Origin of the sequence: Kribbella sancticallisti (assembly GCF_039530625.1) — a bacterium.
Lineage (GTDB): Bacteria > Actinomycetota > Actinomycetes > Propionibacteriales > Kribbellaceae > Kribbella > Kribbella sancticallisti.
The window spans coordinates 125322-146410 of the sequence record NZ_BAAAOS010000001.1; the positions used below are offsets into that span (position 1 = coordinate 125322).

The 21089-nt window shown below is 68.3% G+C and carries 22 protein-coding genes; 2 read left to right on the plus strand and 20 right to left on the minus strand.

What is annotated here, in order from left to right; translation table 11 throughout:
- Positions 1 to 7 precede the first annotated feature (7 nt).
- From sppA to ABD255_RS00520, 15 genes are all read right to left on the minus strand, one after another.
- Positions 8 to 1666 (minus strand): signal peptide peptidase SppA, encoded by a 1659-nt coding sequence (gene sppA / locus ABD255_RS00450; protein ID WP_344208481.1) that lies wholly within the window; start codon positions 1664 to 1666, stop codon positions 8 to 10.
- A gap of 31 nt (positions 1667 to 1697) precedes the next feature.
- A complete protein-coding gene (locus ABD255_RS00455) occupies positions 1698 to 1832 on the minus strand; it encodes a hypothetical protein (RefSeq protein ID WP_344208483.1) in 135 nt (44 codons plus the stop codon).
- Between the two features lie 147 nt (positions 1833 to 1979).
- On the minus strand, positions 1980 to 2411 hold the full coding sequence (locus ABD255_RS00460; protein ID WP_344208486.1) for a DUF2550 domain-containing protein: 432 nt from the start codon (positions 2409 to 2411) through the stop codon (positions 1980 to 1982).
- Positions 2412 to 2502: 91 nt separating this feature from the next.
- Entirely contained in the window at positions 2503 to 2910 is a 408-nt protein-coding gene (locus ABD255_RS00465) for a F0F1 ATP synthase subunit epsilon (protein WP_344208488.1), read from the minus strand.
- Complete coding sequence (gene atpD / locus ABD255_RS00470; RefSeq protein ID WP_344208490.1) at positions 2910 to 4364, minus strand: F0F1 ATP synthase subunit beta; 1455 nt, start codon at positions 4362 to 4364, stop codon at positions 2910 to 2912. Before atpD ends, ABD255_RS00465 begins: the two co-directional genes overlap by 1 nt.
- A 5-nt stretch (positions 4365 to 4369) precedes the next feature.
- Positions 4370 to 5281: a F0F1 ATP synthase subunit gamma gene (locus ABD255_RS00475; RefSeq protein WP_344208492.1), complete on the minus strand. Its 912-nt coding sequence runs from the start codon at positions 5279 to 5281 to the stop codon at positions 4370 to 4372.
- A gap of 6 nt (positions 5282 to 5287) precedes the next feature.
- Positions 5288 to 6925 carry a F0F1 ATP synthase subunit alpha gene (gene atpA / locus ABD255_RS00480; protein WP_344208494.1) on the minus strand — a complete coding sequence of 546 codons (1638 nt, stop codon included), beginning with the start codon at positions 6923 to 6925 and terminating at the stop codon, positions 5288 to 5290.
- Positions 6926 to 7031: 106 nt separating this feature from the next.
- Positions 7032 to 7829, minus strand: coding sequence for a F0F1 ATP synthase subunit delta (locus tag ABD255_RS00485; protein WP_344208496.1), 798 nt, complete (start codon positions 7827 to 7829; stop codon positions 7032 to 7034).
- Positions 7829 to 8401: a F0F1 ATP synthase subunit B gene (locus ABD255_RS00490; RefSeq protein WP_344208498.1), complete on the minus strand. Its 573-nt coding sequence runs from the start codon at positions 8399 to 8401 to the stop codon at positions 7829 to 7831. The genes ABD255_RS00485 and ABD255_RS00490 overlap by 1 nt, the downstream gene beginning before the upstream one ends.
- A 29-nt stretch (positions 8402 to 8430) precedes the next feature.
- The gene (gene atpE, locus ABD255_RS00495; protein WP_344208500.1) at positions 8431 to 8658 is read right to left on the minus strand and encodes an ATP synthase F0 subunit C; all 228 of its coding nucleotides are present in this window, start codon (positions 8656 to 8658) and stop codon (positions 8431 to 8433) included.
- Positions 8659 to 8734: 76 nt separating this feature from the next.
- The gene (gene atpB, locus ABD255_RS00500; protein WP_344208502.1) at positions 8735 to 9517 is read right to left on the minus strand and encodes a F0F1 ATP synthase subunit A; all 783 of its coding nucleotides are present in this window, start codon (positions 9515 to 9517) and stop codon (positions 8735 to 8737) included.
- A gap of 97 nt (positions 9518 to 9614) precedes the next feature.
- A complete protein-coding gene (locus ABD255_RS00505; protein WP_344208504.1) occupies positions 9615 to 9827 on the minus strand; it encodes an AtpZ/AtpI family protein in 213 nt (70 codons plus the stop codon).
- A gap of 126 nt (positions 9828 to 9953) precedes the next feature.
- Positions 9954 to 10418: a Cg1360 family ATP-synthase-associated protein gene (locus ABD255_RS00510; protein WP_344208506.1), complete on the minus strand. Its 465-nt coding sequence runs from the start codon at positions 10416 to 10418 to the stop codon at positions 9954 to 9956.
- Positions 10419 to 10716: 298 nt separating this feature from the next.
- On the minus strand, positions 10717 to 11835 hold the full coding sequence (locus tag ABD255_RS00515; protein WP_344208508.1) for a glycosyltransferase family 4 protein: 1119 nt from the start codon (positions 11833 to 11835) through the stop codon (positions 10717 to 10719).
- A complete protein-coding gene (locus ABD255_RS00520; protein WP_344208510.1) occupies positions 11835 to 12698 on the minus strand; it encodes an L-threonylcarbamoyladenylate synthase in 864 nt (287 codons plus the stop codon). Before ABD255_RS00520 ends, ABD255_RS00515 begins: the two co-directional genes overlap by 1 nt.
- A 242-nt stretch (positions 12699 to 12940) precedes the next feature.
- On the opposite strand from ABD255_RS00520, the gene ABD255_RS00525 reads away from it, so the two are divergent.
- Together ABD255_RS00525 and ABD255_RS00530 are read left to right on the plus strand one after the other, a co-directional pair.
- Complete coding sequence (locus ABD255_RS00525) at positions 12941 to 13963, plus strand: adenosine deaminase (RefSeq protein ID WP_344208512.1); 1023 nt, start codon at positions 12941 to 12943, stop codon at positions 13961 to 13963.
- A gap of 137 nt (positions 13964 to 14100) precedes the next feature.
- Positions 14101 to 15069, plus strand: a complete 969-nt coding sequence (locus ABD255_RS00530) for a hypothetical protein (RefSeq protein WP_344208514.1) — start codon at positions 14101 to 14103, stop codon at positions 15067 to 15069.
- 3 nt (positions 15070 to 15072) lie between these two features.
- On the opposite strand, the gene prmC is transcribed toward ABD255_RS00530, so the two are convergent.
- The 5 genes from prmC to thrB all read right to left on the minus strand — a co-directional run bounded on the left by prmC (position 15073) and on the right by thrB (position 21089).
- A complete protein-coding gene (gene prmC / locus ABD255_RS00535) occupies positions 15073 to 15903 on the minus strand; it encodes a peptide chain release factor N(5)-glutamine methyltransferase (protein ID WP_344208516.1) in 831 nt (276 codons plus the stop codon).
- On the minus strand, positions 15900 to 16976 hold the full coding sequence (prfA, locus tag ABD255_RS00540; protein ID WP_344208518.1) for a peptide chain release factor 1: 1077 nt from the start codon (positions 16974 to 16976) through the stop codon (positions 15900 to 15902). Before prfA ends, prmC begins: the two co-directional genes overlap by 4 nt.
- Before the next feature lie 94 nt (positions 16977 to 17070).
- Positions 17071 to 17277: a 50S ribosomal protein L31 gene (gene rpmE, locus ABD255_RS00545; protein WP_020386473.1), complete on the minus strand. Its 207-nt coding sequence runs from the start codon at positions 17275 to 17277 to the stop codon at positions 17071 to 17073.
- 263 nt (positions 17278 to 17540) lie between these two features.
- On the minus strand, positions 17541 to 19814 hold the full coding sequence (gene rho, locus ABD255_RS00550) for a transcription termination factor Rho (RefSeq protein WP_344208521.1): 2274 nt from the start codon (positions 19812 to 19814) through the stop codon (positions 17541 to 17543).
- A gap of 336 nt (positions 19815 to 20150) precedes the next feature.
- Positions 20151 to 21089: a homoserine kinase gene (gene thrB, locus ABD255_RS00555; protein WP_344208523.1), complete on the minus strand. Its 939-nt coding sequence runs from the start codon at positions 21087 to 21089 to the stop codon at positions 20151 to 20153.

Genomic DNA, 21089 nt, shown 5'->3' on the forward strand with positions numbered 1-21089 from the left:
TGTCCCCCTAGGTCAGCCGCCAGGAGATCGGCATAGTCAGTACGCCGGTCGGCGGGAGGCCCAGGGCCGCGTAGATGGTGCTGGTGAGGCCATCCGCGGTCCAGGCCTTCGCTGTGGCGGCGAGGTCTTCGGTGGACTCCGGAGGCCTCAGTCGATCCAGCATCGAGCGGTGGGGAACTGCGGTGATGGCGATGTCGTCGCGGTCGAGGCCTGCGCGACTGCAGGCCAGCCGGATGGCGTGCTCGAACCCGCCGAGCTCATCGACGAGCTTGTTGGCATGCGCGTCGGCGCCGGTCCAGACCCGCCCGCGGGCCAGCGCCTCCAGCTCCTCCTCGGGCAGACCGCGATCCTGGGCCGCCTTCGCCACGAAGTCCGCGTAGATGCGGTCCAGGGTCTCCTCCAGTCGCTCCCACTGCTCCGGGGAGAACTCCTCCTGGGCCGAGTACATCCGCGCGTTCTCACCCTCCGACACGGCCTGCTGCGTGATGCCGATCCGGCCGAGCGCGTCCCGCACGACGCCCTTGCCGGACAGGACGCCGATGGAGCCGGTGATCGTGCCGGGCTGGGCCACGATGACGTCGGCCGGCATGGCCACGAAGTAGCCACCCGAGGCGGCGACACTGCCCATCGAGGCGATCACCGGCTTCCCGGTGGCTCGGAGCCGCAGCACCTCGTGGCGGATGGCGTCGGATGCGACGTAGGAGCCGCCCGGGCTGTCGATACGCAGTACGACGGCTTTGACCTTGTTGTCCTCGGCGACGGCGCGCAGAGCGGCGCCGATGGTGTCCGAGCCCGAGCTGGGACCACCGAGCGGTCCACCGCCGGAGTTCCGGCCGACGTTGATGCCGCCGGTCACACGCACCACCGCAACCACTGGCTTCTGCGGCCAGGGGAGGTTCTTGATGACGTCCTGGAGGTTCCTGGGGCCGCGGCGGATGTAGCGCTCGGCCAGCAGCGGGGTGGTCTCCCCCAGGCTCTTCTCGAGCGCGGTGTAAACGTCGGAGCGGTAGCCCAGCTGGTCGACCAGCCCGGCCTCCCGCCCGGCCTCTGCCGACAGTGGCGCGCTGTCCACGAGCTCCCGCACCTTGGCGGGCTCCAGCCCACGCCGTACGGCGATGCCCTCGACGATCTGCTCGTATGCCGACTCGGCCAGCCGCGCCGCCATCTCCTTGGCCGGACCGGTCATCTCCTTCTCGGTGAAGGTGTCCACAGCCGTCTTGTACTCCCGGCGCTTGCCGAACTGCGGGATCACCCCCGCCTTGTCCAGCGCACCCCGAACGAAGGTGGCCTGCACGGACACCCCGGTGACGCCGAGTTCCCCCGACGGCTGCACCCAGATCTCGTCGAACGCGGTGGCCAGGTAGTACGGCACGGTCCCCGTGCTCACTTCCCCGAAGGACTCGGTCCAGGCCACCGCGCTCTTCCCCGTCGCCCGGAACTCCGCAACGGCCTCCCGAAGATCCTGCACCTGAGCCAGCGACAACCCCGGCCCACCCAGATGCGCGACCAGCCCCACCACGCCGTCGTCCTCGCCCCCCTTCCGCAACGCCGCGACCAACTCACGCAAGGTCGGAAGATGCCGAGCCCGGAACGCAGCCAACGGCGACCCAGGCGGCGTCTCCAACACACCCCGAGTCAGATCCATCTCCAGCAAAACACCCGTCATACCCCGACCCTAGACAGGCCGGTCAAAAGTTCTACTCGAGAACCCAGAACTGCCAGCCGGCGACGCTGCCATCGATCTGCACGGCCACCGCGTTCGGATCGTGGGGATTGGCTGTCTCAGCCACCAGTAGCGCCGTGGTCTCGAGGTCTCGGTGCTTGCCGCTCACCGGCCCCACAGGTCGAACGGAACCAGTGCGTCAACCGGTTCGGCGGAGAAATGCTTGCCACTGCGAAACTTCATCCAGTGCCCCCCTCAGGTCACGCTAGGTGAGCCTAGTGACCTGAGGTCGTGAAGTCAGCAGGTGAGCACAGACTCAGAGGTAAGTCTGGGTGCTGGGGGGTGCGGATTCCATCCAGGCGAGGACGCCGGTGAGGGCTTCCTCGGTCATGGCGAAGTGGACGGTGCGGTCGCGGAGGTCGGCATCGACGATGACGTGGCCGGCGTAGGTGACCAGGGGTTCGTTGCCCATCGGGCGGCGGGTGGTCACGCCTTCCAGCTGGCGGCGGTTCACCGTCAGCTTCGGCCACCAGGCCAGGCTGAAGACGCGGAACCACTGGAGGTCGTCACCGACGTACCGGGCCAGGCCGAGGGCCCAGCCGCGGCCGTGGTCCTTCTGGGCCAGTTGCAGGCTGCAATCGAACGTGCCGCCGTCCCTGGACAACCAGCGACGACGGCACGCGAAAGCGGCGATCAGCAGTAGGGCGGCAAGCAGACAGACCCCGAGAACATCGAGGGCTGTCCTCATAGTGCGCCGACCTCATTCCTGGTGCCATCGATGTGGTGGCACCGAGCCCCAACCTACTGACTGTGACGATATTCAATTATGGCAGGTGGGGTCAGGACGCCTTCTCGGCGGCCCTCACCCTGGCCTCGGCGAGCCGCACGTGCTCCTGCTCGTCCTCGGAGTCCATCCCAGCCGCCTGAGCCTGCTCGAGCGCTCGCTTGGCCTCTTCCAGGTCGATGTCGTGACCCATCTCGGCATTCTCGGCCAGGATCGAGACCCGGTCGTTCGCCACCGAGATGAAGCCGTCCGGCGCGGCCGCGACGAAGTACTCGTCGTCGACGGTCCGCACCTGGACGGTGCCACCCTGCAACAGACCCAGCAGCGGCGCGTGCCCCGGCAGGATGCCGACGTCGCCGTCGGTGGTGCGGGCGATGACGATCTTCGCCTGCCCCTCCCAGACCGTCCGCTCGGCCGCGACCAGCGCGACCTCGAGGTGCTTGCTGCCGGATTCGTCGGCCATCAGAGTTCCTTCTGGAGCTCAGCCCAACGCCGCTCGACGTCGTCGAGCGAACCGACGTTGAAGAACGCCTGCTCGGCGATGTGGTCGCACTCACCCTCGGTGATCTTCTTGAACGACTCGATGGTGTCCTTCAGCGGCACCGTCGAACCCGGGGTGTTGGTGAACTTCTCCGCCATGTAGGTGTTCTGCGACAGGAACTGCTCGATCCGGCGCGCCCGGGCGACGGTGATCTTGTCCTCTTCGGACAGCTCGTCGACACCCAGGATGGCGATGATGTCCTGCAGTTCCTTGTTCTTCTGCAGGATCTGCTTCACCCGAACGGCCACGTCGTAGTGCTCCTGGCCGATGTACTGCGGGTCGAGGATCCGCGACGTGGAGGTCAGCGGGTCGACGGCCGGGTACAGACCACGCGACGCGATGTCACGGGACAGCTCGGTGGTCGCGTCCAGGTGGGCGAAGGTGGTCGCCGGCGCCGGGTCGGTGTAGTCGTCGGCGGGCACGTAGATCGCCTGCATCGAGGTGATCGAGTGACCCCGGGTCGAGGTGATCCGCTCCTGCAGCACGCCCATCTCGTCGGCCAGGTTCGGCTGGTAACCCACCGCGGACGGCATCCGGCCGAGCAGCGTGGAGACCTCGGAACCGGCCTGGGTGAACCGGAAGATGTTGTCGATGAACAGCAGCACGTCCTGGCCCGCGACGTCGCGGAAGTACTCCGCCATCGTCAGCGCCGACAGCGCGACGCGAAGACGCGTGCCCGGCGGCTCGTCCATCTGACCGAAGACCAGCGCGGTGTCCTTGAAGACGCCGGCCTCTTCCATCTCGTTGATCAGGTCGTTGCCCTCACGGGTGCGCTCACCGACACCGGCGAACACCGAGGTGCCACCGAAGTTGTGGGCGATCCGGTAGATCATCTCCTGGATCATCACGGTCTTGCCGACACCCGCACCGCCGAACAGGCCGATCTTGCCGCCCTGGACGTACGGGGTGAGCAGGTCCAGCACCTTGATGCCGGTCTCCAGCATCTCGGTCTTGGACTCGAGCTGGTCGAAGGCCGGGGCCTTGCGGTGGATCGGCCAGCGCTCGGTGATCTCGAACTCGGACTCGTCCTGGCTCAGGCACTTGCCCGTGACGGACCAGACCCGGCCCTTGGTGACGTCGCCGACCGGGACGGAGATCGCCGCACCGGTGTCGCGCACCTCGGTACCGCGGACCAGGCCGTCGGTGGGCTTCATCGAGATCGCGCGGACGATGTTGTCGCCGACGTGCAGCGCGACCTCGAGGGTGATCGTCTGAGTGACGTCGCCCAGGGTGATGTCCACCTCGAGGGCGTTGTACATCTCCGGCATCGTGTCCGCGGGGAACTCGACGTCGACGACCGGGCCGATCACCCGGGCGACGCGGCCAACGGCACCCGCCGCGCCGCTGTTGTCTTTCTCGGTAACCGTGGCAGTCATCTCTCTCACTCGCTCCCGGCGGATGCGTCGGCCAGCGCACCGGCGCCACCCACGATCTCGCTGATTTCTTGGGTAATTTGGGCTTGACGCGCCTGGTTGGCCTCACGCGTCAGTCGCTCGATCAGGTCCTGAGCGTTGTCCGTCGCGGACTTCATCGCCCGCTGCCGGCTGGCCAGCTCGGACGCGGCAGCCTGCAGCATGCAGTAGTGGATCCTGCTCGCGACGTACTTCGGCAGCAGTCCGTCGAGCACGTCCTCGGCGGACGGCTCGAACTCGTACAGCGGCAGGACGTCGTCCGGCTCGGGGGCCTCTTCGCCCTCGACGACCTCCAGCGGCAGCAACCGGATCACGTCCGGGCGCTGCGTCAGCATCGACACGAACCGGGTGAAGACGACGTGGATCTCGTCCACACCGCCCTCCTCGGTCGGGGTCAGGAAGGTCTCGATCAGCGCGTCGGCGATCTCCCGGGCCCGGGCGAACGACGGCGCGTCGGAGTCGCCGCTCCACGACTGCGCGAGCTCGCGCTGCCGGAAGGTGTAGTAGGCGATCCCCTTACGGCCGCTGATGAACGACGCGATCTCCTTCTCGTCCTCGCGGAGCAGCTGGTTCAGCCGCTCACCCTCACGGATGACGGAGGAGGAGTAGGCGCCGGCCTGACCACGGTCCGAGGTGATCAGCAGCACCGCGGCACGCTTCGGATTCGGCTTCTCGGTGGTCAGCGGGTGGTCGACGTTCGAGAACGTCGCCACCGCCGACACGGCACGGGTGAGCTCACGCGCGTACGGACCGGCCGCCTGGGCGCGTTGCTGCGCCTTGACGATCCGGGACGCCGCGATGAGCTCCATCGCGCGGGTCAGCTTCTTGATCGTCGAGACCGAGGCCCGACGCTCACGAAGCTGCCGCAGACTGGCTGGCACGGTTGATCAGCCCCGCTTCTGCCGGACGATCTGCTCCTGCTCGACGTCCTCTTCGTCCATCGCCTCAGTCTCCTCCCGGCCCACCAGCAGCTCGCCGCCGGAGGTCTGGAAGGTCGGCTTGAACTCGTCCAGCGCGGCCGTCACGGCCTGCTGGGCGTCGTCCTCGAAGAGGTTCGTCTCGCGGATGCCGTCGAGGACGTTGCCCTCACGGCGCAGGTAGTCGAGGAACTCACGCTCGAACCGCAGCACGTCCTCGGTCGGCACGTCGTCGAACTTGCCGGTGGTGCCGGCCCAGATCGAGACGACCTGGTCCTCGACCGGGTACGGCGAGTACTGCGGCTGGCGGAGCAGCTCGACCAGACGCTGACCACGGTCCAGCTGACGGCGCGAGGTGGCGTCGAGGTCGGAGGCGAACATCGCGAACGCCTCCATCGCGCGGAACTGCGCCAGGTCCAGCTTCAGCGAGCCGGAGACCTTCTTCATCGCCTTCACCTGGGCGGCACCGCCGACCCGGGACACCGAGATACCGACGTCGATGGCGGGGCGGATGTTGGCGTTGAACAGGTCCGACTGGAGGAAGATCTGGCCGTCGGTGATGGAGATGACGTTGGTCGGGATGAAGGCCGAGACGTCGTTGGCCTTGGTCTCGATCACCGGCAGACCCGTCATCGAGCCGGCGCCGAGCTCGTCGCTCAGCTTCGCGCAGCGCTCGAGCAGGCGGCTGTGCAGGTAGAAGACGTCACCCGGGTAGGCCTCACGACCCGGCGGGCGGCGCAGCAGCAGCGACATCGACCGGTAGGCCTCGGCCTGCTTGGTCAGGTCGTCGAACACGATCAGGACGTGCTTGCCCTGGTACATCCAGTGCTGGCCGATGGCCGAGCCGGTGTACGGCGCGACGTACTTGAAGCCGGCCGCGTCGGACGCCGGGGAGGCGACGATGGTGGTGTACTCCATCGCGCCGGCCTCTTCGAGCGCGCCGCGCACGGAGGCGATCGTCGAGCCCTTCTGGCCGATCGCGACGTAGATGCAGCGGACCTGCTTCTTCGGGTCGCCGGAGTCCCAGTTGGCCTTCTGGTTGATGATCGTGTCGACCGCGATCGCCGTCTTGCCGGTCTTGCGGTCGCCGATGATCAGCTGACGCTGGCCCCGGCCGATCGGGATCATGCCGTCGATCGCCTTGATGCCGGTCTGCATCGGCTCGCGGACCTCCTGGCGGTCCATCACGCCGGCGGCCTGCAGCTCCAGGGCGCGGGTGCCCTCGAGGTCCTTGATCTCACCCAGACCGTCGATCGGCTTGCCCAGCGGGTCGATGACCCGGCCCAGGTAGCCCTCGCCGACCGGTACGGACAGGACCTGCCCGGTCCGGCGGACCTGCTGGCCCTCCTCGATGCCGCTGAACTCACCGAGGACGGCGACGCCGATGTCCCGGACGTCGAGGTTCAGGGCGATGCCCTGGCTGCCGTCCTCGAACTCCAGCAGCTCGTTCGTCATCACCGAGGGCAGGCCCTCGACGTGCGCGATGCCGTCACCGGCGTCGACAACGGTGCCGACCTCTTCGCGGGTCGCCGTCCCCGGTTCGAACCCGGAGACGAAGCGATCCAGGGCGTCCCGGATTTCCTCCGGCCTGATCGTGAGCTCCGCCATTATCTTCCGTCCCTGCTTCCTTGACCTAGCTGGCCTGGTCTGTTGGCTCTAGAGGTTTCCGTAACTAGCACTGGCCGCTAGCGCCATAAGATTTTGTCTTTAGGGGTCAGCCCGCGATGCGCCGTTGCGCCTCGTCGAGCCGGGCCGCGATGGTTCCGTCGATCACTTCGTCGCCGATGTCCACCCGGACGCCACCGACGACCTTGGGGTCGACGATCACGTTCAGCTGGATCTGTCGACCGTACTGCCGCCCGAGCGCCTCGGCGAGCCTGGAGCGCTCACCCTCGGTCAGATCGGTGGCCACCCGCACGGTCGCGATGCTCGCGTTGCGCCGGGCCGCCGCGGCGACCTGGTAGGACCGCAGCGACGCCGCGAAGCTCCGGCCGCGACCGTCCACCGCACGCTCGGCGAGCCGGACGGTGACCGGATCGGCCTTGCCCTCCAGCAGACCGTGGATGAGCTCCTGCCGTGCGGCCAGCGGGAGGTTGCGATCGCTCAGCTTGTCGCTCAGCTCCCGCTCCGCCGCGACCACCCGCTCGAGCCGGAACAGCTCGTCCTCCACCTCGTCCAGCTTGCGCTGGCCGTCGGCGTAGGCCACCTCGGCCTCGACGCCGAGCTGGTCGAGCGCGTTGCCGAGGTCACGGCTGCTGACCCAGCGGCCGGACACCGCGGCGGTCAGGATCTCCTGCGCCTGGGTGGAGATCTTGTCGCTGAACAGCTGGTCGACCAGTCCGGTCCGGCTCGCCAGCGAGCGGGCCGGGTCGGTCAGAGCGCGCCGGAGCGCGCCGTTGGAGTCGAGCAGCTTGGCCACCGAGAACAGCTCGGCGCCCAGGCTTTCGGTGACGGTGGCACCCGCCAGGGCCTCCTGGGCCCGGGCGAGCGACTCCCTCGATGCGCCGCGCATCAGCCGTCCGTTCCGACGGCCTGCCGTGCCGAATCCGAGGCCTCCAGGTCCGCCAGGAAGCGCTCGACGGTGCGACGCTGACGCGCCTCGTCCTCGAGCGACTCACCGACGATGCGACCGGCCAGCGACGTCGCCAGGGTGCCGACCTCCGAGCGCAGCGAGGCCACGGCCTGCGAGCGCTCCGCGTCGATCTGGGTCCGGGCGTGCGTCACGATGCGCTCGGCCTCGGCGTTCGCCTGCTCGCGCATCTCCGCGATGATGAGCGCACCCTGCTCGCGCGCGTCCTCGCGGATCTTCGCAGCTTCCTGCCGGGCTTCGGCCAGCTGCGCGTTGTACTTGTCGAGCGCCGCCTTCGCCTCGGCCTGGGCCTGCTTGGCCTCGTTCATCCCGCCTTCGATCGCCTGCGTCCGGTCGGCGTAAGCCTTCTCGAACTTCGGAACGACGACCTTGGCGAAGGCGATGGCCAGCAGGATCAGAAAGACGAAGCCGAAGATGATCTCGGCCGTGTGCGGCATCAGCGGACTGGGGGCCTCGCCCGCGGCCTCGCTCAGCGGAAGCACTTTCGTCAACATGTCTGAATCCTGTCAGTCAGGGGAAATGGTCAGCTGGCGCGGAAGACGAAGGCCAGGGCGATACCGATGATCGCCAGAACCTCGGTCACGCCGAAGCCGATCCACGCGATCGACTGCAGCTTGCTCTGCGCCTCGGGCTGACGCGCGGTGCCGTTGATCACGGCCGCGAAGATCAGACCGACACCGACGCCCGGGCCGATCGCGGCGAGGCCGTAACCGAGGACGGCGATGTTGCCGGCAATCTCGAGAGCGTTCATTGCAGTGTGTTCCTTTCGGTACGGATAGGGCTCTATCCGGGTTTCCGTTGCTACGGGTCTGTGAAGGTGGTGCGGATCAGTGCTCGTCGGCGATGGCGCTGCCGATGTACTGCGCGGTCAGCACGACGAAGATGTAGGCCTGGATGCACTGGACGAACAGCTCCAGTCCGGCGATCGCGAGGCCCATCAGCAAGGTGATGATGCCGACGCCGCCGAGCGCGATGCTGCCGGAGTGCAGCAACATGTACTCACCGCCCAGCACGAACACCAGCAGCAGGATGTGACCGGCGAACATGTTCGCGAACAGCCGCAGGCTCAGCGAGACCGGCCGGACCAGGATGTTCGAGATGAACTCGATCGGGATCATCAGCGGCATCAGCCAGACCGGTACGCCGGCCGGCATCGTCTGCAGCTTCAGGTAGCCGCCGACGCCGTGCTTCCGGATACCGACGGCGTTGTAGATGATCCAGCTCAGCGCGGCCGCCGCGTACGCCCAGCCGATGTGGCTGAACGTCGGGAACTGGATGAACGGGATCGACGCGGCCACGTTGTTCAGCAGGATGAAGAAGAACAGGCCGAGCAGGAAGGGCACGTACTTCATGTGCTCCGGGCTGCCGATCGCGTCCCGGGCGATCGAGTTCCGGACGAAGTTGTAGCCGAGTTCGCCGGCGAACTGCAGCTTGCTCGGCACGATCTCGGCCTTGCGGGAAGCACCCCAGAAGAACCAGAGGATCACGATCACCGACAGCGTGGCCACCAGGACCGGCTTGGTGAACCACTCCACGCCCGAGAAGATGGGCGGCAGTTCGAAACTCTCTGGACCGGGCGGGATGAACTCGGTCGAAACGCCGGCGATCACCGGGTCTCCTCTCGCGTCGTGCTCAAGTCGTTCGCCATAGGGCTAAGGGCAGGGCGGCTCAGGGCAAGGCGGTCAACTACGTCAGACCCGGCAGGGCTCAGGAACGCCCGTACCGGAAGTTCAGCAACAAGATGGTGAGGCCGGCACCGAGGACGATGCCCACCGGGAGTAGAAACTGGGTGCCCAGCCAGCGATCCAACCCGAACCCGATACCCCCGTAGACGAGGATTCCGCCGATCAAGTAGGACAGGACCCGCCAGCCATCGCCGGAAGTGTTCGGCGTCGGCTTCGGATCCTCTTGCTGGCTCATTGGCACCCGAAAGGTACCAGTCGGCGACACGCCGGGTCACATCGGCCCGAGCGGGGTCCGCAGTGCGCTTCACCACACCTGTGATCACGGTTGGGAAACGGCTATCCGAGGCGTGACGCAGGGTGATCATGCGTTCACCTCGTGGTCGAGATCGTAGATCGGGACGCGCAGCCGGGACCAGGCCCAGATCTCGCCGGCCATCCAGCCCATCACGACCACCATCGCGCTGAGACCCAGCGCGGTCAGGTTGACGTTCTCGGCCAGGCTGTCGGAACTGAGGGACAGGGCGAGCAGGCCGCCGAAGACCGCGATCCGGCCGGTGTAGGACGCCATCGCCACCGCCAGTTGCATGGTCGGCGACGTGCGGCGGGCCAGGTGCAGCGCGAGCAGACCCACGCCGGAGAAGATGATCACCATCAGCAGCCCCAGCAACGCTCCCCACAGGCCCTGGAGGCCGGCAGCGACGGCGGCGATCGCCGCGGCGTTCACGCCGACGACCAGCGCGGCAGCCAAAGCGCCACGCAACATCGCCAGAGCCGGGTGCCGAGTGGCCTGGCCGGCTTCTTTCTGGCTGCTTACTACGGGAGCCATCTGGTGGTTCCGTCCTGCTGGCGACCGGGATTCGAGCCCGCGGTCGTCGGGTGGGCGGGGTCAGGGGTGAAGCTGTTGTTCGCTGGTGCTTGTGAAAACTAGCACAAAGTCTGCACCGTCAGCAAAACAGCCTCCCTGCCGCTGTACGCGAACACCTTATCGGTAGGCCAGGAAGCCCACTGGTCTGGTCCCCCTGACGCGTGAACCACCCGTCCGGCGACTGCTCGCCGGTCAGACCCCGGCGAGAGAGCGTTCAGACCTCGGCGAGAGAGCGGTCAGGCCTTGGCGAGGGGTTTGATCAGACCTTGGCGAGGGGTTTGGCGGCGCGGTGCGGAAGGCCGGTGGTGAGCAGGATCGCGGTGACGGTGATGGCCAGCACCAGCAGCGCGGTCCACCAGCTCAGGATCAGGCCGAGCACGACGACGCCGTACGCGATCAGCGCGGTCCACAGGTACATCAGGAGTACGGCGCGGCGGTGCGAGTGACCCCGCTGCATCAGCCGGTGGTGCAGGTGCATCTTGTCCGCCGCGAACGGTGACCGGCCCGCCTTGGTACGCCGTACGTACGCCATCGTCAGGTCCAGCGCCGGGAGCGCCAGGACCGCGATCGGCAGGACCAGCGGGAGCAGGGCGGGGAGCAGGCTCGAGCCGCCGACCTCGTACGGGACCGCGTTCGGGTCCATCTGGCCGGTCAGGCTGATCGTCGACGCGGTCAGCATCAACCCGATCAGCAAGGCGCCCGAGTCCCCCATGAAGACCCTGGCGGGGAAGAAGTTGTGCGGCAGGAAACCCAGACAGGCTCCGGCGAGCGCGACGGTGATCAGGGCCGAGGTGGTCGCCCGGTCGAGGTTCTGCACGACGTTCAGCACGTAGGAGTAGATGAAGAACGCGGTCGCGCCGATCGTGGTCACGCCGGCGGCCAGGCCGTCCAGGCCGTCGATGAAGTTCACCGCGTTGGTGGAGACGAGCAGGATGCCGGCGGTGATCACCGCGAGCTGCGCGGGCGGCGGCGAGATGACGCCACCGGGCAGCGGCAGCCAGTACAGCTGAATGCCCTGCACGATCATCACGCCGACGGCCAGCACCATGCCGGCCAGCTTGGTGATCGGGTCCAGTTCGTAGAGGTCGTCGATCACGCCGACCGCGCAGATCACCACGCCGCCGATCAGGATCGCCCGGGCGTCGTGGGCGACCTGCAGGCTGTCGCCGAGGAACGGGAGGCTGGAGGCGACCGCGTAGCCGGCGATCAGGCCGGCCAGGATGGAGACGCCGCCGAAGTACGGGATCGGGACCTTGTGCACGTCGCGGGCACGGACCTTCGCGACGGCGCCGTACCGCAAGGCGATCTTCCGGGCCACGCCGGTCAGCAGGAAGGTCGTGGCCATCGCCACGAACAGGACCAGCAGGTACTCGCGCACTAGTCCGCAGGCCTCACATCAGTCTTCTCGTCCACCGGCTTGTCGTCGGCCGGCTTGTTGTCGGCGGGCTTGTCGTCCGCCGGCTTCTCGTCCGCCTGCTCGTCGGCGGCGAGCTTCTTTTCCACTGGCTTCTTGTCGTTGGACGCTTCGACGGGCGGTTCGGTTGGCTCTTCCGTGGACTGGTCCTCGGTGTCGGGCTTCTCGTCGGGCTCCAGGTCCGTGGTCGCCTCGGGGACGATCTCACGGATCTGCGCCATCGACAGCGCGCCGATCCGGACCACGTGCGGAACGTCACCGGTCAGGTCGACGATGGTGGACGGCTGCCCACCCGTCACCTCACCGCCGTCGAGGAAGACGGCGACGGAGTCGAGCAACTGCGCCTCGGCGTCGTACACGTCCAGCGCCGCCGGCTGACCGCTCTTGTTCGCCGAACTGACCGCGAGCGGCCCGGTCCGGGACAGCAGTTCCCGCGTGTTCTCGTGGTCCGGCACCCGCAGCGCGACGGTCCCCTGGGTGTCCCCCAGGTCCCACATCAACGACCCCTGCGCATGGCAGATCACCGTCAGCGGACCGGGCCAGTACGCCTCGCACAGCTTGCGGCCCGCCTCCGAGACGTCGGTCGCCAGCGCGTCCAGCGACTCGACCACCGAGATCAGCACCGGCGGCGGCATGTCCCGCCCGCGCCCCTTGGCGTCCAGTAGTCGCTGGACCGCGTCGGACTTGAAGGCGTCCGCGGCGATCCCGTACACGGTGTCGGTCGGCAGGACGACCAGATCGCCGGCCTCGATGGCGTCCACGGCCGCGCGGTAGGCCGGGGCCAGTTCATCACCGGTGAAGTCAAAGCGCTCGCTCACGCAGTGCATCGTGCCACCCGCGGGGCCTCACGTTGAAGCCGGGTTCTCCCCCAGCGGCCCGAGCGCGCTCCTGACAAATAATTGTCAGCTTTCCAGCGGCTCGCCCGAGTACGTGCATAGGATCCGCCCCATGACCGTTTTGGATTGCCGCGCCTCCGGCACGGCGGGCCATGGGGCCTTGGCTCCCGGCCTTCCCTCGTCACTCCGGTCGCTGCGCTCCCTCCACTCCTCAGTCCAGGCCGGGAGGCCCCATGACCGTGTCGCGTGAGTTTCTCGCCGGCCTGCCGAAGGCCGAGTTGCATGTGCACCACGTCGGATCCGCCTCGCCGCGGATCGTCGCCGAACTGGCCGCCCGGCATCCGAACTCGCCGGTTCCGGCCGACGCGGCCGCGCTGGCGGAGTATTTCGTCTTCACCGACTTCGCGAAGTTCATCGACATCTACCTGACCGTGGTGGACCTGATCAGCACACCGGAGGACGTCCGGCTGCTGACGTACGAGATCGCCCGGGAGATGGCCGCGCAGAACATCCGGTACTCCGAGCTCACCGTCACGCCGTTCACGTCGGTGACGCGCGGGATCGCGCCGGAGGCGTTCTGCGAGGCGATCGAGGACGCTCGCACAGCGGCGGAGAAGGAACTCGGCGTCACGCTGCGCTGGATCTTCGACATCCCCGGCGAGGCGGGTATCCCGGCGGCGATCGAGACCGCCCGGATCGCCACCGAGATCCGCCCGGACGGGCTGATTGGGTTCGGCCTCGGCGGGCCGGAGATCGGCGTACCGCGGCCGCAGTTCGCGCCGTACTTCGACGCCGCGCGTGCCGCGGGTCTGCACAGCCTGCCGCATGCGGGTGAGACGACCGGGCCCGAGACGATCTGGGACGCGCTGCGCGTGCTCAAGGCGGAGCGGATCGGCCACGGGACGTCCGCTATGCAGGACCCGGCGCTGGTCGACTACCTGGGCGAGCACCGGATCCCGCTCGAGGTCAGCCCGACCTCCAACCTCGCCACCCAGGTGGTCCGGTCGTACGACGAACACCCGCTCCGCGCGATGGTCGACGCCGGGCTGGTGGTCACGATCAACACCGACGACCCGCCGATGTTCGGCACCGACCTGATCAACGAGTACGCCGTCGCCACGGAGTTGCTGGATCTCGACGAAGAAGGCGCGGCCGAACTCTCCCGCACCGCCGTCCGGGTGTCTTTCGCCGAGGACTCGATCAAGCAGTCGCTCCTCACCGAAATCGACGACTACGTCACCAAGACAAAGAGCTAAATCGAGCTTCGCTCGGCCGGCAGGGCGGGAGCATGACGGTGGCCGGTCCGCCCCGCGGCCGGAAGGTGTACGACGTAGGCCGGCCGGCTGACACGCTTTGGCGTGGTTTATCGGGCTGGGCGTGGTTCCCTGGTTCGGTGGTTCTTCCCCTGAGGGCATCTGGTGCTGTGGTGGCGGTGGTGCTGGTGTTCGGCTTTGTCGCTGGGTGCAGCGATGTGGAGCCGGACGCTGGAGCGGCCGCACCCGCCGCCAAATCCACGCCGTCCCCGTCGCCAACCCCGTCCACGACGCCGGTACCACCCGCCCCCGCCGACGGGGAACTCCCCCGCAGCGGGCGGCAGATCTTCCCGAAGCACCAACTCGTCGGGTACGTCGGCCTGCCGGGCTCGCCCTCGCTCGGGCCGCTCGACAAGGACCTGGACGTGAAGGCCGCCAAGCTGGAGAAGCTCGCCAAGTCGTACGCGGCCGGCCGTACTCCGCTCCCGGTGATGGAACTCATCGTCGTGGTCGCGAACGGCCACCCCGGCAAGGACGGGCTGTACCGCAGCCAGATCCCCGACGCGAAGATCCAGAACTACCTCGCGGTCGCCCGCAAGCACCGGATGCTCCTGCTGCTCGACATCCAGCCCGGCCGGTCGAAGATCCTCACCGAGGTGAAGCGGCAGGAACGCTGGCTGAAGGAACCCGACGTCGGCCTCGCCTTCGACCCCGAGTGGGCGGTCGGGCCGGGGCAGGTCCCGGGCCGGGTGTTCGGCCGCACCACCGGCGCCGAGCTCAACAGCATCGCGACGTACCTGTCCGGGCTGGTCCGGCAGCACGACCTGCCGGAGAAGGTGTTCGTCTTCCACCAATTGTCGGCGCGGATCCTCAGCAACGAGCAGGCCTTCAAGCAGCACCCGGGCGTGGTCACGATCAAGTCCGTCGACGGCATCGGCAACCGGATCGACAAGGAAGCCACCTGGCGCAAGCTCACCCCGAAGATGGCACCGGGCGTGCACGCGGGCTTCAAGCTCTTCTACACCGAGGACACCCGGCACGGCCCGCTGATGACACCGGCCCAGGTGCTGGCTCTCAAGCCCCGCCCGGAGCTCGTGATCTACGAGTAGGCGCTAGATGCGGCGGCCGGTGGCGAAGCGGTGCCGGCCGGCCAGGTCCAGTTGGTCGCGGACCTCGGTGAACAACCCGGTCGAGGCGAACACCGCAGGAGCCGACTCCCCCTGCACATCGGCGTGCTCGCAGCCGAACCAGCCACCGGGCTTCAGCAGCCGGCCAGCCGTGGCTGCAACCACCTTGATCTCGTCCAGGCCGTCGTCCCCTGACCACAGCGCCAGCGCCGGGTCGTGGTCCCGCACCTCGGCAGTGACGGACTCCCAGGCGGTCAACGGGATGTACGGCGGGTTGGAGATCACCGCGTCGACCAGTCCGTCAAGCTCCGGCAGGCACCCGTCGATGTCACCCTCGTGCAGGGTCGCTCCGGTGCCCTCCAGGTTCCGCCGGGCCCACACGCAGGCCTCTGGCGACAGCTCGACCGCGTGAACCGTACTGTCGGGGCGCTCGGTCGCCACTGCCCCGGCGATGGCACCCGAGCCGCTGCAGAGGTCCACGACAACCGGGTCTTTCACGTCGGCGATCCGGTCGAGGATCCAGCCGACGAGCACCTCGGTCTCGGGCCTCGGCACGAATACGCCCGGCCCTACTGCGAGCTCCCGGTAGCGGAAGGCCGCAGTACCGGTCAGGTGTTGCAGGGGTTCGCGCTGGGCGCGGCGGGCCACTAGTTCGTCGTACTGGGTGAGCTGCTCGGGGGTGGGCGTCACCAGGTTGAGCTGCAGGCGGCTGACGCCGGACACGAAGGCGAGGAGCTCCGCGGCGTCATAGTCGGGCGAGGCCACCCCGGCCGCTTGAAGCTCCGCGGTGGCCTTGGCCAGCAGGTCTCGGATCACTGGGAGTCGACGGCCTCGAGACGGGCGGCGAGGTCCGCCTCGGTCAGGGCCTGGATGACCGGGGCGAGATCGCCGCCGAGCACCTGGTCGAGGTTGTGCGCCTTGTAGCCGACGCGGTGGTCGGAGAAGCGGTTCTCCGGGAAGTTGTAGGTGCGCACCCGCTCCGAGCGGTCGACCGTACGAATTTGCGACCGGCGGGCGTCCGATGCCTCCTGGTCAGCGGCTTCCTGAGCAGCGGCGAGCAACCGCGACCGCAGTACGCGCATGGCCTGCTCGCGGTTCTGCAGCTGGGACTTCTCGTTTTGCATGGAGACCACGATGCCGGTCGGGATATGGGTGATGCGGACCGCGGAGTCCGTCGTGTTGACGCTCTGACCGCCCGGCCCGGAGGACCGGAACACGTCGATCCGCAGGTCGTTCTGGTCGATCTCGACGTCGACGTCCTCCGCCTCGGGCAGCACCAGGACACCGGCCGCCGAGGTGTGGATCCGCCCCTGCGACTCGGTCACCGGCACCCGCTGCACGCGGTGCACGCCGCCCTCGAACTTCAGCTTCGCGTACGGCGCGTCGCCCGGCTCAGGTGTTCCCTTGGCCTTCACCGCGACGGTGATCGACTTGTAGCCGCCCAGATCCGAGTCGGCCGCGTCGATGATCTCGGTCTTCCAGTTCTGCGACTCGGCGTACTTCAGGTACATCTTCAGCAGGTCGCCCGCGAACAGCGCGGACTCGTCGCCGCCCTCGCCGGCCTTGATCTCGAGGATCGCGTCCTTGTCGTCGCTCGGGTCGCGCGGGACCAGCAGCACCTGCAGCTTCTCGGCCAACTCCTCGCGCCGGTGCTCCAGCTTGGTGGCCTCCTCGGCGAAGGTCGGGTCCTCGTGCGCGAGTTCGCGGGCCGCCTCGATGTCGTCCGCGGTCTGCAGCCACTCGTCGTAGGTCCGGACCACCGGCGCCAGCGCGGCGTACCGCTTGCCGACCTGACGCGCGACAGCCTGGTCGGAGTGCAACTCGGGATCCGACATCCGCCGTTCCAGCTCGGCGTACTCCGCCTTGAGCGTCTGCACCGCTTCGAACATGCCCCGCACTCCCTTCCTTCGACCAGTCTGGGCAACGCAACGGCGCCGGTCCCGAATCCCGTGGGGGGACTCGTGGACCGGCGCCGGAAAGTCGCTACTTCTTCGCGTACCGCTTCTCGAAGCGGGCCACGCGGCCACCGGTGTCGAGAATCTTCTGCTTGCCGGTGTAGAACGGGTGGCACTGCGAGCACACGTCGGAGTGGATGACGCCGTTCTCAGCGGTGGAGTACGTGTCGAAGGACGCGCCGCAGGCACAGGTCACCTTGGTCGCCACGTAGTTCGGGTGGATGTCGCTCTTCATGGATCTCCTCGAGTCAAAGGCGCCCCGGGTCGCCCGCCGACTGCGAACGTGAACCGGAACCAACAGACAAGTCTGCCATCAGACCCCCCGACCTGACGAATCGCCCCCCGCATCCCGGCCCAGGCAGCCGCCTCTCAGGGGTTAACACCTGAGGTGGTGGGTTGCACAGCCAGAAGCTCAGGGGGCAACCCGCACTCTCAAGGGTTAACCCCTGAGAGTGCGGTTGGCGTTGGCGTGGGGTGGGTGGCGGGGTGGGGTGGGGGTTAGTTGCCGTCGTCGGTGTTGCGGCCGCCGCCGGCGGACGGGGTGGTCTTGTTGACCTGGAGCAGGAACTCGATGTTCGACTTGCTCTCCTTGAGCTTGCCGATCAGGAGTTCCAGGGCCGCCTGGCCGTCGAGGGCCGACAGGACCCGGCGGAGCTTCCAGACGACAGTCGTCTCGTCCTTGCTCATCAGCAGTTCCTCGCGGCGGGTACCGGAGGCGACCACATCGATGGCCGGGAAGATCCGGCGGTCGGCGAACTCGCGGCGGAGCCTCAACTCCATGTTGCCGGTGCCCTTGAACTCCTCGAAGATGACCTCGTCCATCTTGGAGCCGGTCTCGATCAGCGCCGTCGCGAGGATGGTCAGCGAGCCGCCGTCCTCGATGTTGCGGGCCGCACCGAAGAACCGCTTCGGCGGGTACAGCGCCGACGAGTCGACACCACCGGACAGGATCCGGCCGCTGGCGGGGGCCGCGATGTTGTAGGCCCGGCCCAGGCGGGTGATCGAGTCGAGCAGCACGACCACGTCGTGACCCAGTTCGACCAGGCGCTTGGCCCGCTCGATCGCCAGTTCCGCGACCGTGGTGTGGTCGTCGGCCGGCCGGTCGAAGGTGGAGGCGATGACCTCACCCTTGACCGTGCGCTGCATGTCGGTGACCTCTTCGGGCCGCTCGTCCACCAGCACGACCATCAGGTGTACTTCGGGGTTGTTCGTGGTGATCGCGTTCGCCAGCGCCTGCAGCACCATCGTCTTGCCGGCCTTCGGCGGCGACACGATCAGGCCGCGCTGGCCCTTGCCGATCGGGCTGACGATGTCGACGATCCGGGTGGTGAGGATGTTCGGCTCGGTCTCCAGGCGGAGCCGCTCCGTCGCGTACAGCGGGGTCAGCTTGTTGAAGTCCTGACGCTGCTTGGCGACCTCGGGGTCCGACCCGTTGACGGTGTCGATCCGGACGAGCGGGTTGAACTTCTCCTTGCGCTCGCCGTCCGACGGCTGCTTCACCGCACCGGTGATCGCGTCGCCCTTGCGCAGGCCGTAGCGCTTCACCATCGACAGCGCGACGTACACGTCGTTCGGGCCCGGCAGGTAGCCGCTGGTCCGGACGAAGGCGTAGTTGTCGAGCACGTCGAGGATGCCTGCCGCCGGCACCAGGACATCGTCCTCGCTGATGGTCGGCTCCGGCTCGAAGCGCTCGGTGCGGCCGCGGTTGCGCTGGCTGTCGCGCCCGCTGTCCCGGCCACCGCGGTCGTTGCTGCCCCGGTCACGGTCGCGGCCCCGGCGGCGACGGCGACGGCCCTCGCCCTCCTCGCCACGGTCGTTCTGGTTCTGCCGGTCCCGGCCGTCACGCTGGTCGGTACGACCGTCGGTACGGGTCTGGCCGTCGCGGTTGCCGTCACGCTGGTCGGCGCGACCGTCGGTACGGGTCTGGCCACCATCGCGGCTCTGCTGACCGTCCCGGTTGCCGTCACGCTCGCCACGGCTCTGGCCGTCACGGTTCTGCTCACCACGGGCGGACTCGCCACGGCTCTGCTCACCACGCGCCGACTCGCCACGGGCCGACTCGCCACGGTTCTGCTCACCACGGGCGGAATCACCACGGCTCTGCTCACCACGCGCCGACTCACCACGGGCGGACTCGCCACGGGCGGACTCGCCACGGCTCTGGCCGTCGCGGGTGCTCTCGCGGCTCTGCTGACCGTCGCGCTGGCTGTCGCGGCCACGGCTGCGGTCGCCGCGGCTCTCGGCACCCCGGTCGGAGGTCTGCTCGGCCGGCTTCTGCTCGGCCTGCTTCTCCGGCGCCTGCACGGCCTCAGCCATCGTGGCACCGTTCTGAGCCGCGGCCGGAGCCTCGACCACCGCGCTAGCGGTGCCGTTCTGCTCAGCACCGCTCTGCTCAGCGTTGTTCTGGCCGGCGGCGGCGCGGGTCCGGCGGCTGCCGGTCCGCTGCGGCGCCTCGGCGGGAGCCTCGGCCTTGACGACCACCGGCTCAGCGGCTGCCTCGTCCAGCGTCGGCTGGCTCGAGCGCGAGCGGGAACCGCCCGTCGAGCCGCCACCCGTCTGGGCAGCCTTGATCGCCTCGATCAGCTGGCCCTTGCGCAGCGCGCCGGTGCCCTTGATGCCGAGCGTCCCGGCGAGCTGCTTGAGCTCGGGGAGCAGCATGCCTTCGAGGCCGCCTCCGGTCTTGCGCCGCCGCGTACCGGCGGTAGCCGTCGCGTCGGTGCCCGGGGCCGGCGAGGTGCCGGCTCCGCTGGAGGCTTCAACAGTTTCTGTCACGTGAGGTCCTTCCCACACGGATGGACGATGTCCAGAAGGCTCATCGCCCGGAATCATCTCCCGCGACCGACGAAACGGCGACGCGGGTACAAAGAGGCGGCTCTCGCTGAATCTGGGTTTCCCCCGGAGATCTCCGGCGCAGGCGGCGCAAGTCCTTCACTGGGAGACGCCACATACACCTGGGTGCCGGGAGCAAAGCCCGGATTGCGGCGAGAGTTCGCCGATCACCTGGAAGGGGATCGGGTGAGTCGAGACTAGCACCACTGAGGGTCCACTTGCCGACTCGAGGGGTATAACGCGTGTTCGGTGCCGATCATTCCCCCTCCCGGCGATCAGTTACGAGGCATCACCGGACCAGACCTGTACGCCGACTGGATCGATCTCCAGCTCGTACCGCGACCACCCGTCCGGCGCCGGACCGGGGATCTGGGTGGTGGATCCGGGGTCGGCCGAAGGCCGGGTCGGGTGGGTGAGGACGAGCACGGTGGGGCCGGCTCCGCTGATGATGGCGGGGAGCCCGATACCGCGGAGTTTGCGAACCAGGGCGAGGCTTTCCGGCATCGCGGGCTCTCGGTAGTCCTGGTGCAGACGGTCTTCCGTTGCCGTCAGCAGCAGCTCAGGACGTGCGGTCAATGCCGCGACCAGAAGTGCCGAACGGCCGGCATTCGCAGCTGCATCGGCATGCGGTACTGCGCTCGGCAGCAACCCGCGGGCCTCTTTAGTCAGCACCCGCGTGTCCGGCACATAAGCCACCGCGGCGAGTCCCTCGACCGGCTCCAACCGAATCGCGCGACCGGCCGGTCCTTCCGTCCAGGCGATGGTGAATCCACCCAAGGCGGCGGCTGCGACGTTGTCCGGGTGCCCCTCGAGGTCGTGGGCGAGGGCGACCACGCGATCACGGTCGAGCGGAGTACCGGTGAGCCCGTACGCCGCTGCGATGCCCCCGACGATGGCGGCGGAGGACGAGCCCAGGCCGCGACCGTGCGGGATCCGGTTCTGGCAGCGCAAGGTGAAGCCGGGGATCGAGGCGCCGAGTGATTCCAGCCCGGCGCGGATCGCGCGGACCACCAGGTGCGACTCGTCCAGCGCCACCTCGCCCGCGCCCGCACCGTCGACCTCGACCGTGACGCCGGAACCACCCGGGGTCACGGTGAGTTCGTCGTACAGGCTCAGGGCCAGACCGAAGGCATCGAACCCAGGCCCGAGGTTCGCGCTCGTAGCGGGAACCCGGACCCGGACCGCCGCACCCGAAGCAGCCTCGGAAGCAGCGTTCAA

Bases quoted from the DNA above. Each gene is read 5' to 3' on its own strand.
- atpE (WP_344208500.1), bottom strand. From the start codon at position 8,658: ATGAACGCTCTCGAGATTGCCGGCAACATCGCCGTCCTCGGTTACGGC.
- ABD255_RS00465 (WP_344208488.1), bottom strand. From the start codon at position 2,910: ATGGCCGACGAATCCGGCAGCAAGCACCTCGAGGTCGCGCTGGTCGCG.
- atpD (WP_344208490.1), bottom strand. From the start codon at position 4,364: ATGACTGCCACGGTTACCGAGAAAGACAACAGCGGCGCGGCGGGTGCC.
- ABD255_RS00505 (WP_344208504.1), bottom strand. From the start codon at position 9,827: ATGAGCCAGCAAGAGGATCCGAAGCCGACGCCGAACACTTCCGGCGAT.
- ABD255_RS00460 (WP_344208486.1), bottom strand. From the start codon at position 2,411: ATGAGGACAGCCCTCGATGTTCTCGGGGTCTGTCTGCTTGCCGCCCTA.
- ABD255_RS00485 (WP_344208496.1), bottom strand. From the start codon at position 7,829: ATGCGCGGCGCATCGAGGGAGTCGCTCGCCCGGGCCCAGGAGGCCCTG.
- rpmE (WP_020386473.1), bottom strand. From the start codon at position 17,277: ATGAAGAGCGACATCCACCCGAACTACGTGGCGACCAAGGTGACCTGT.
- ABD255_RS00510 (WP_344208506.1), bottom strand. From the start codon at position 10,418: ATGGCTCCCGTAGTAAGCAGCCAGAAAGAAGCCGGCCAGGCCACTCGG.
- prfA (WP_344208518.1), bottom strand. From the start codon at position 16,976: ATGTTCGAAGCGGTGCAGACGCTCAAGGCGGAGTACGCCGAGCTGGAA.
- ABD255_RS00490 (WP_344208498.1), bottom strand. From the start codon at position 8,401: ATGTTGACGAAAGTGCTTCCGCTGAGCGAGGCCGCGGGCGAGGCCCCC.
- ABD255_RS00520 (WP_344208510.1), bottom strand. From the start codon at position 12,698: ATGCACTGCGTGAGCGAGCGCTTTGACTTCACCGGTGATGAACTGGCC.
- atpA (WP_344208494.1), bottom strand. From the start codon at position 6,925: ATGGCGGAGCTCACGATCAGGCCGGAGGAAATCCGGGACGCCCTGGAT.
- sppA (WP_344208481.1), bottom strand. From the start codon at position 1,666: ATGACGGGTGTTTTGCTGGAGATGGATCTGACTCGGGGTGTGTTGGAG.
- ABD255_RS00525 (WP_344208512.1), top strand. From the start codon at position 12,941: ATGACCGTGTCGCGTGAGTTTCTCGCCGGCCTGCCGAAGGCCGAGTTG.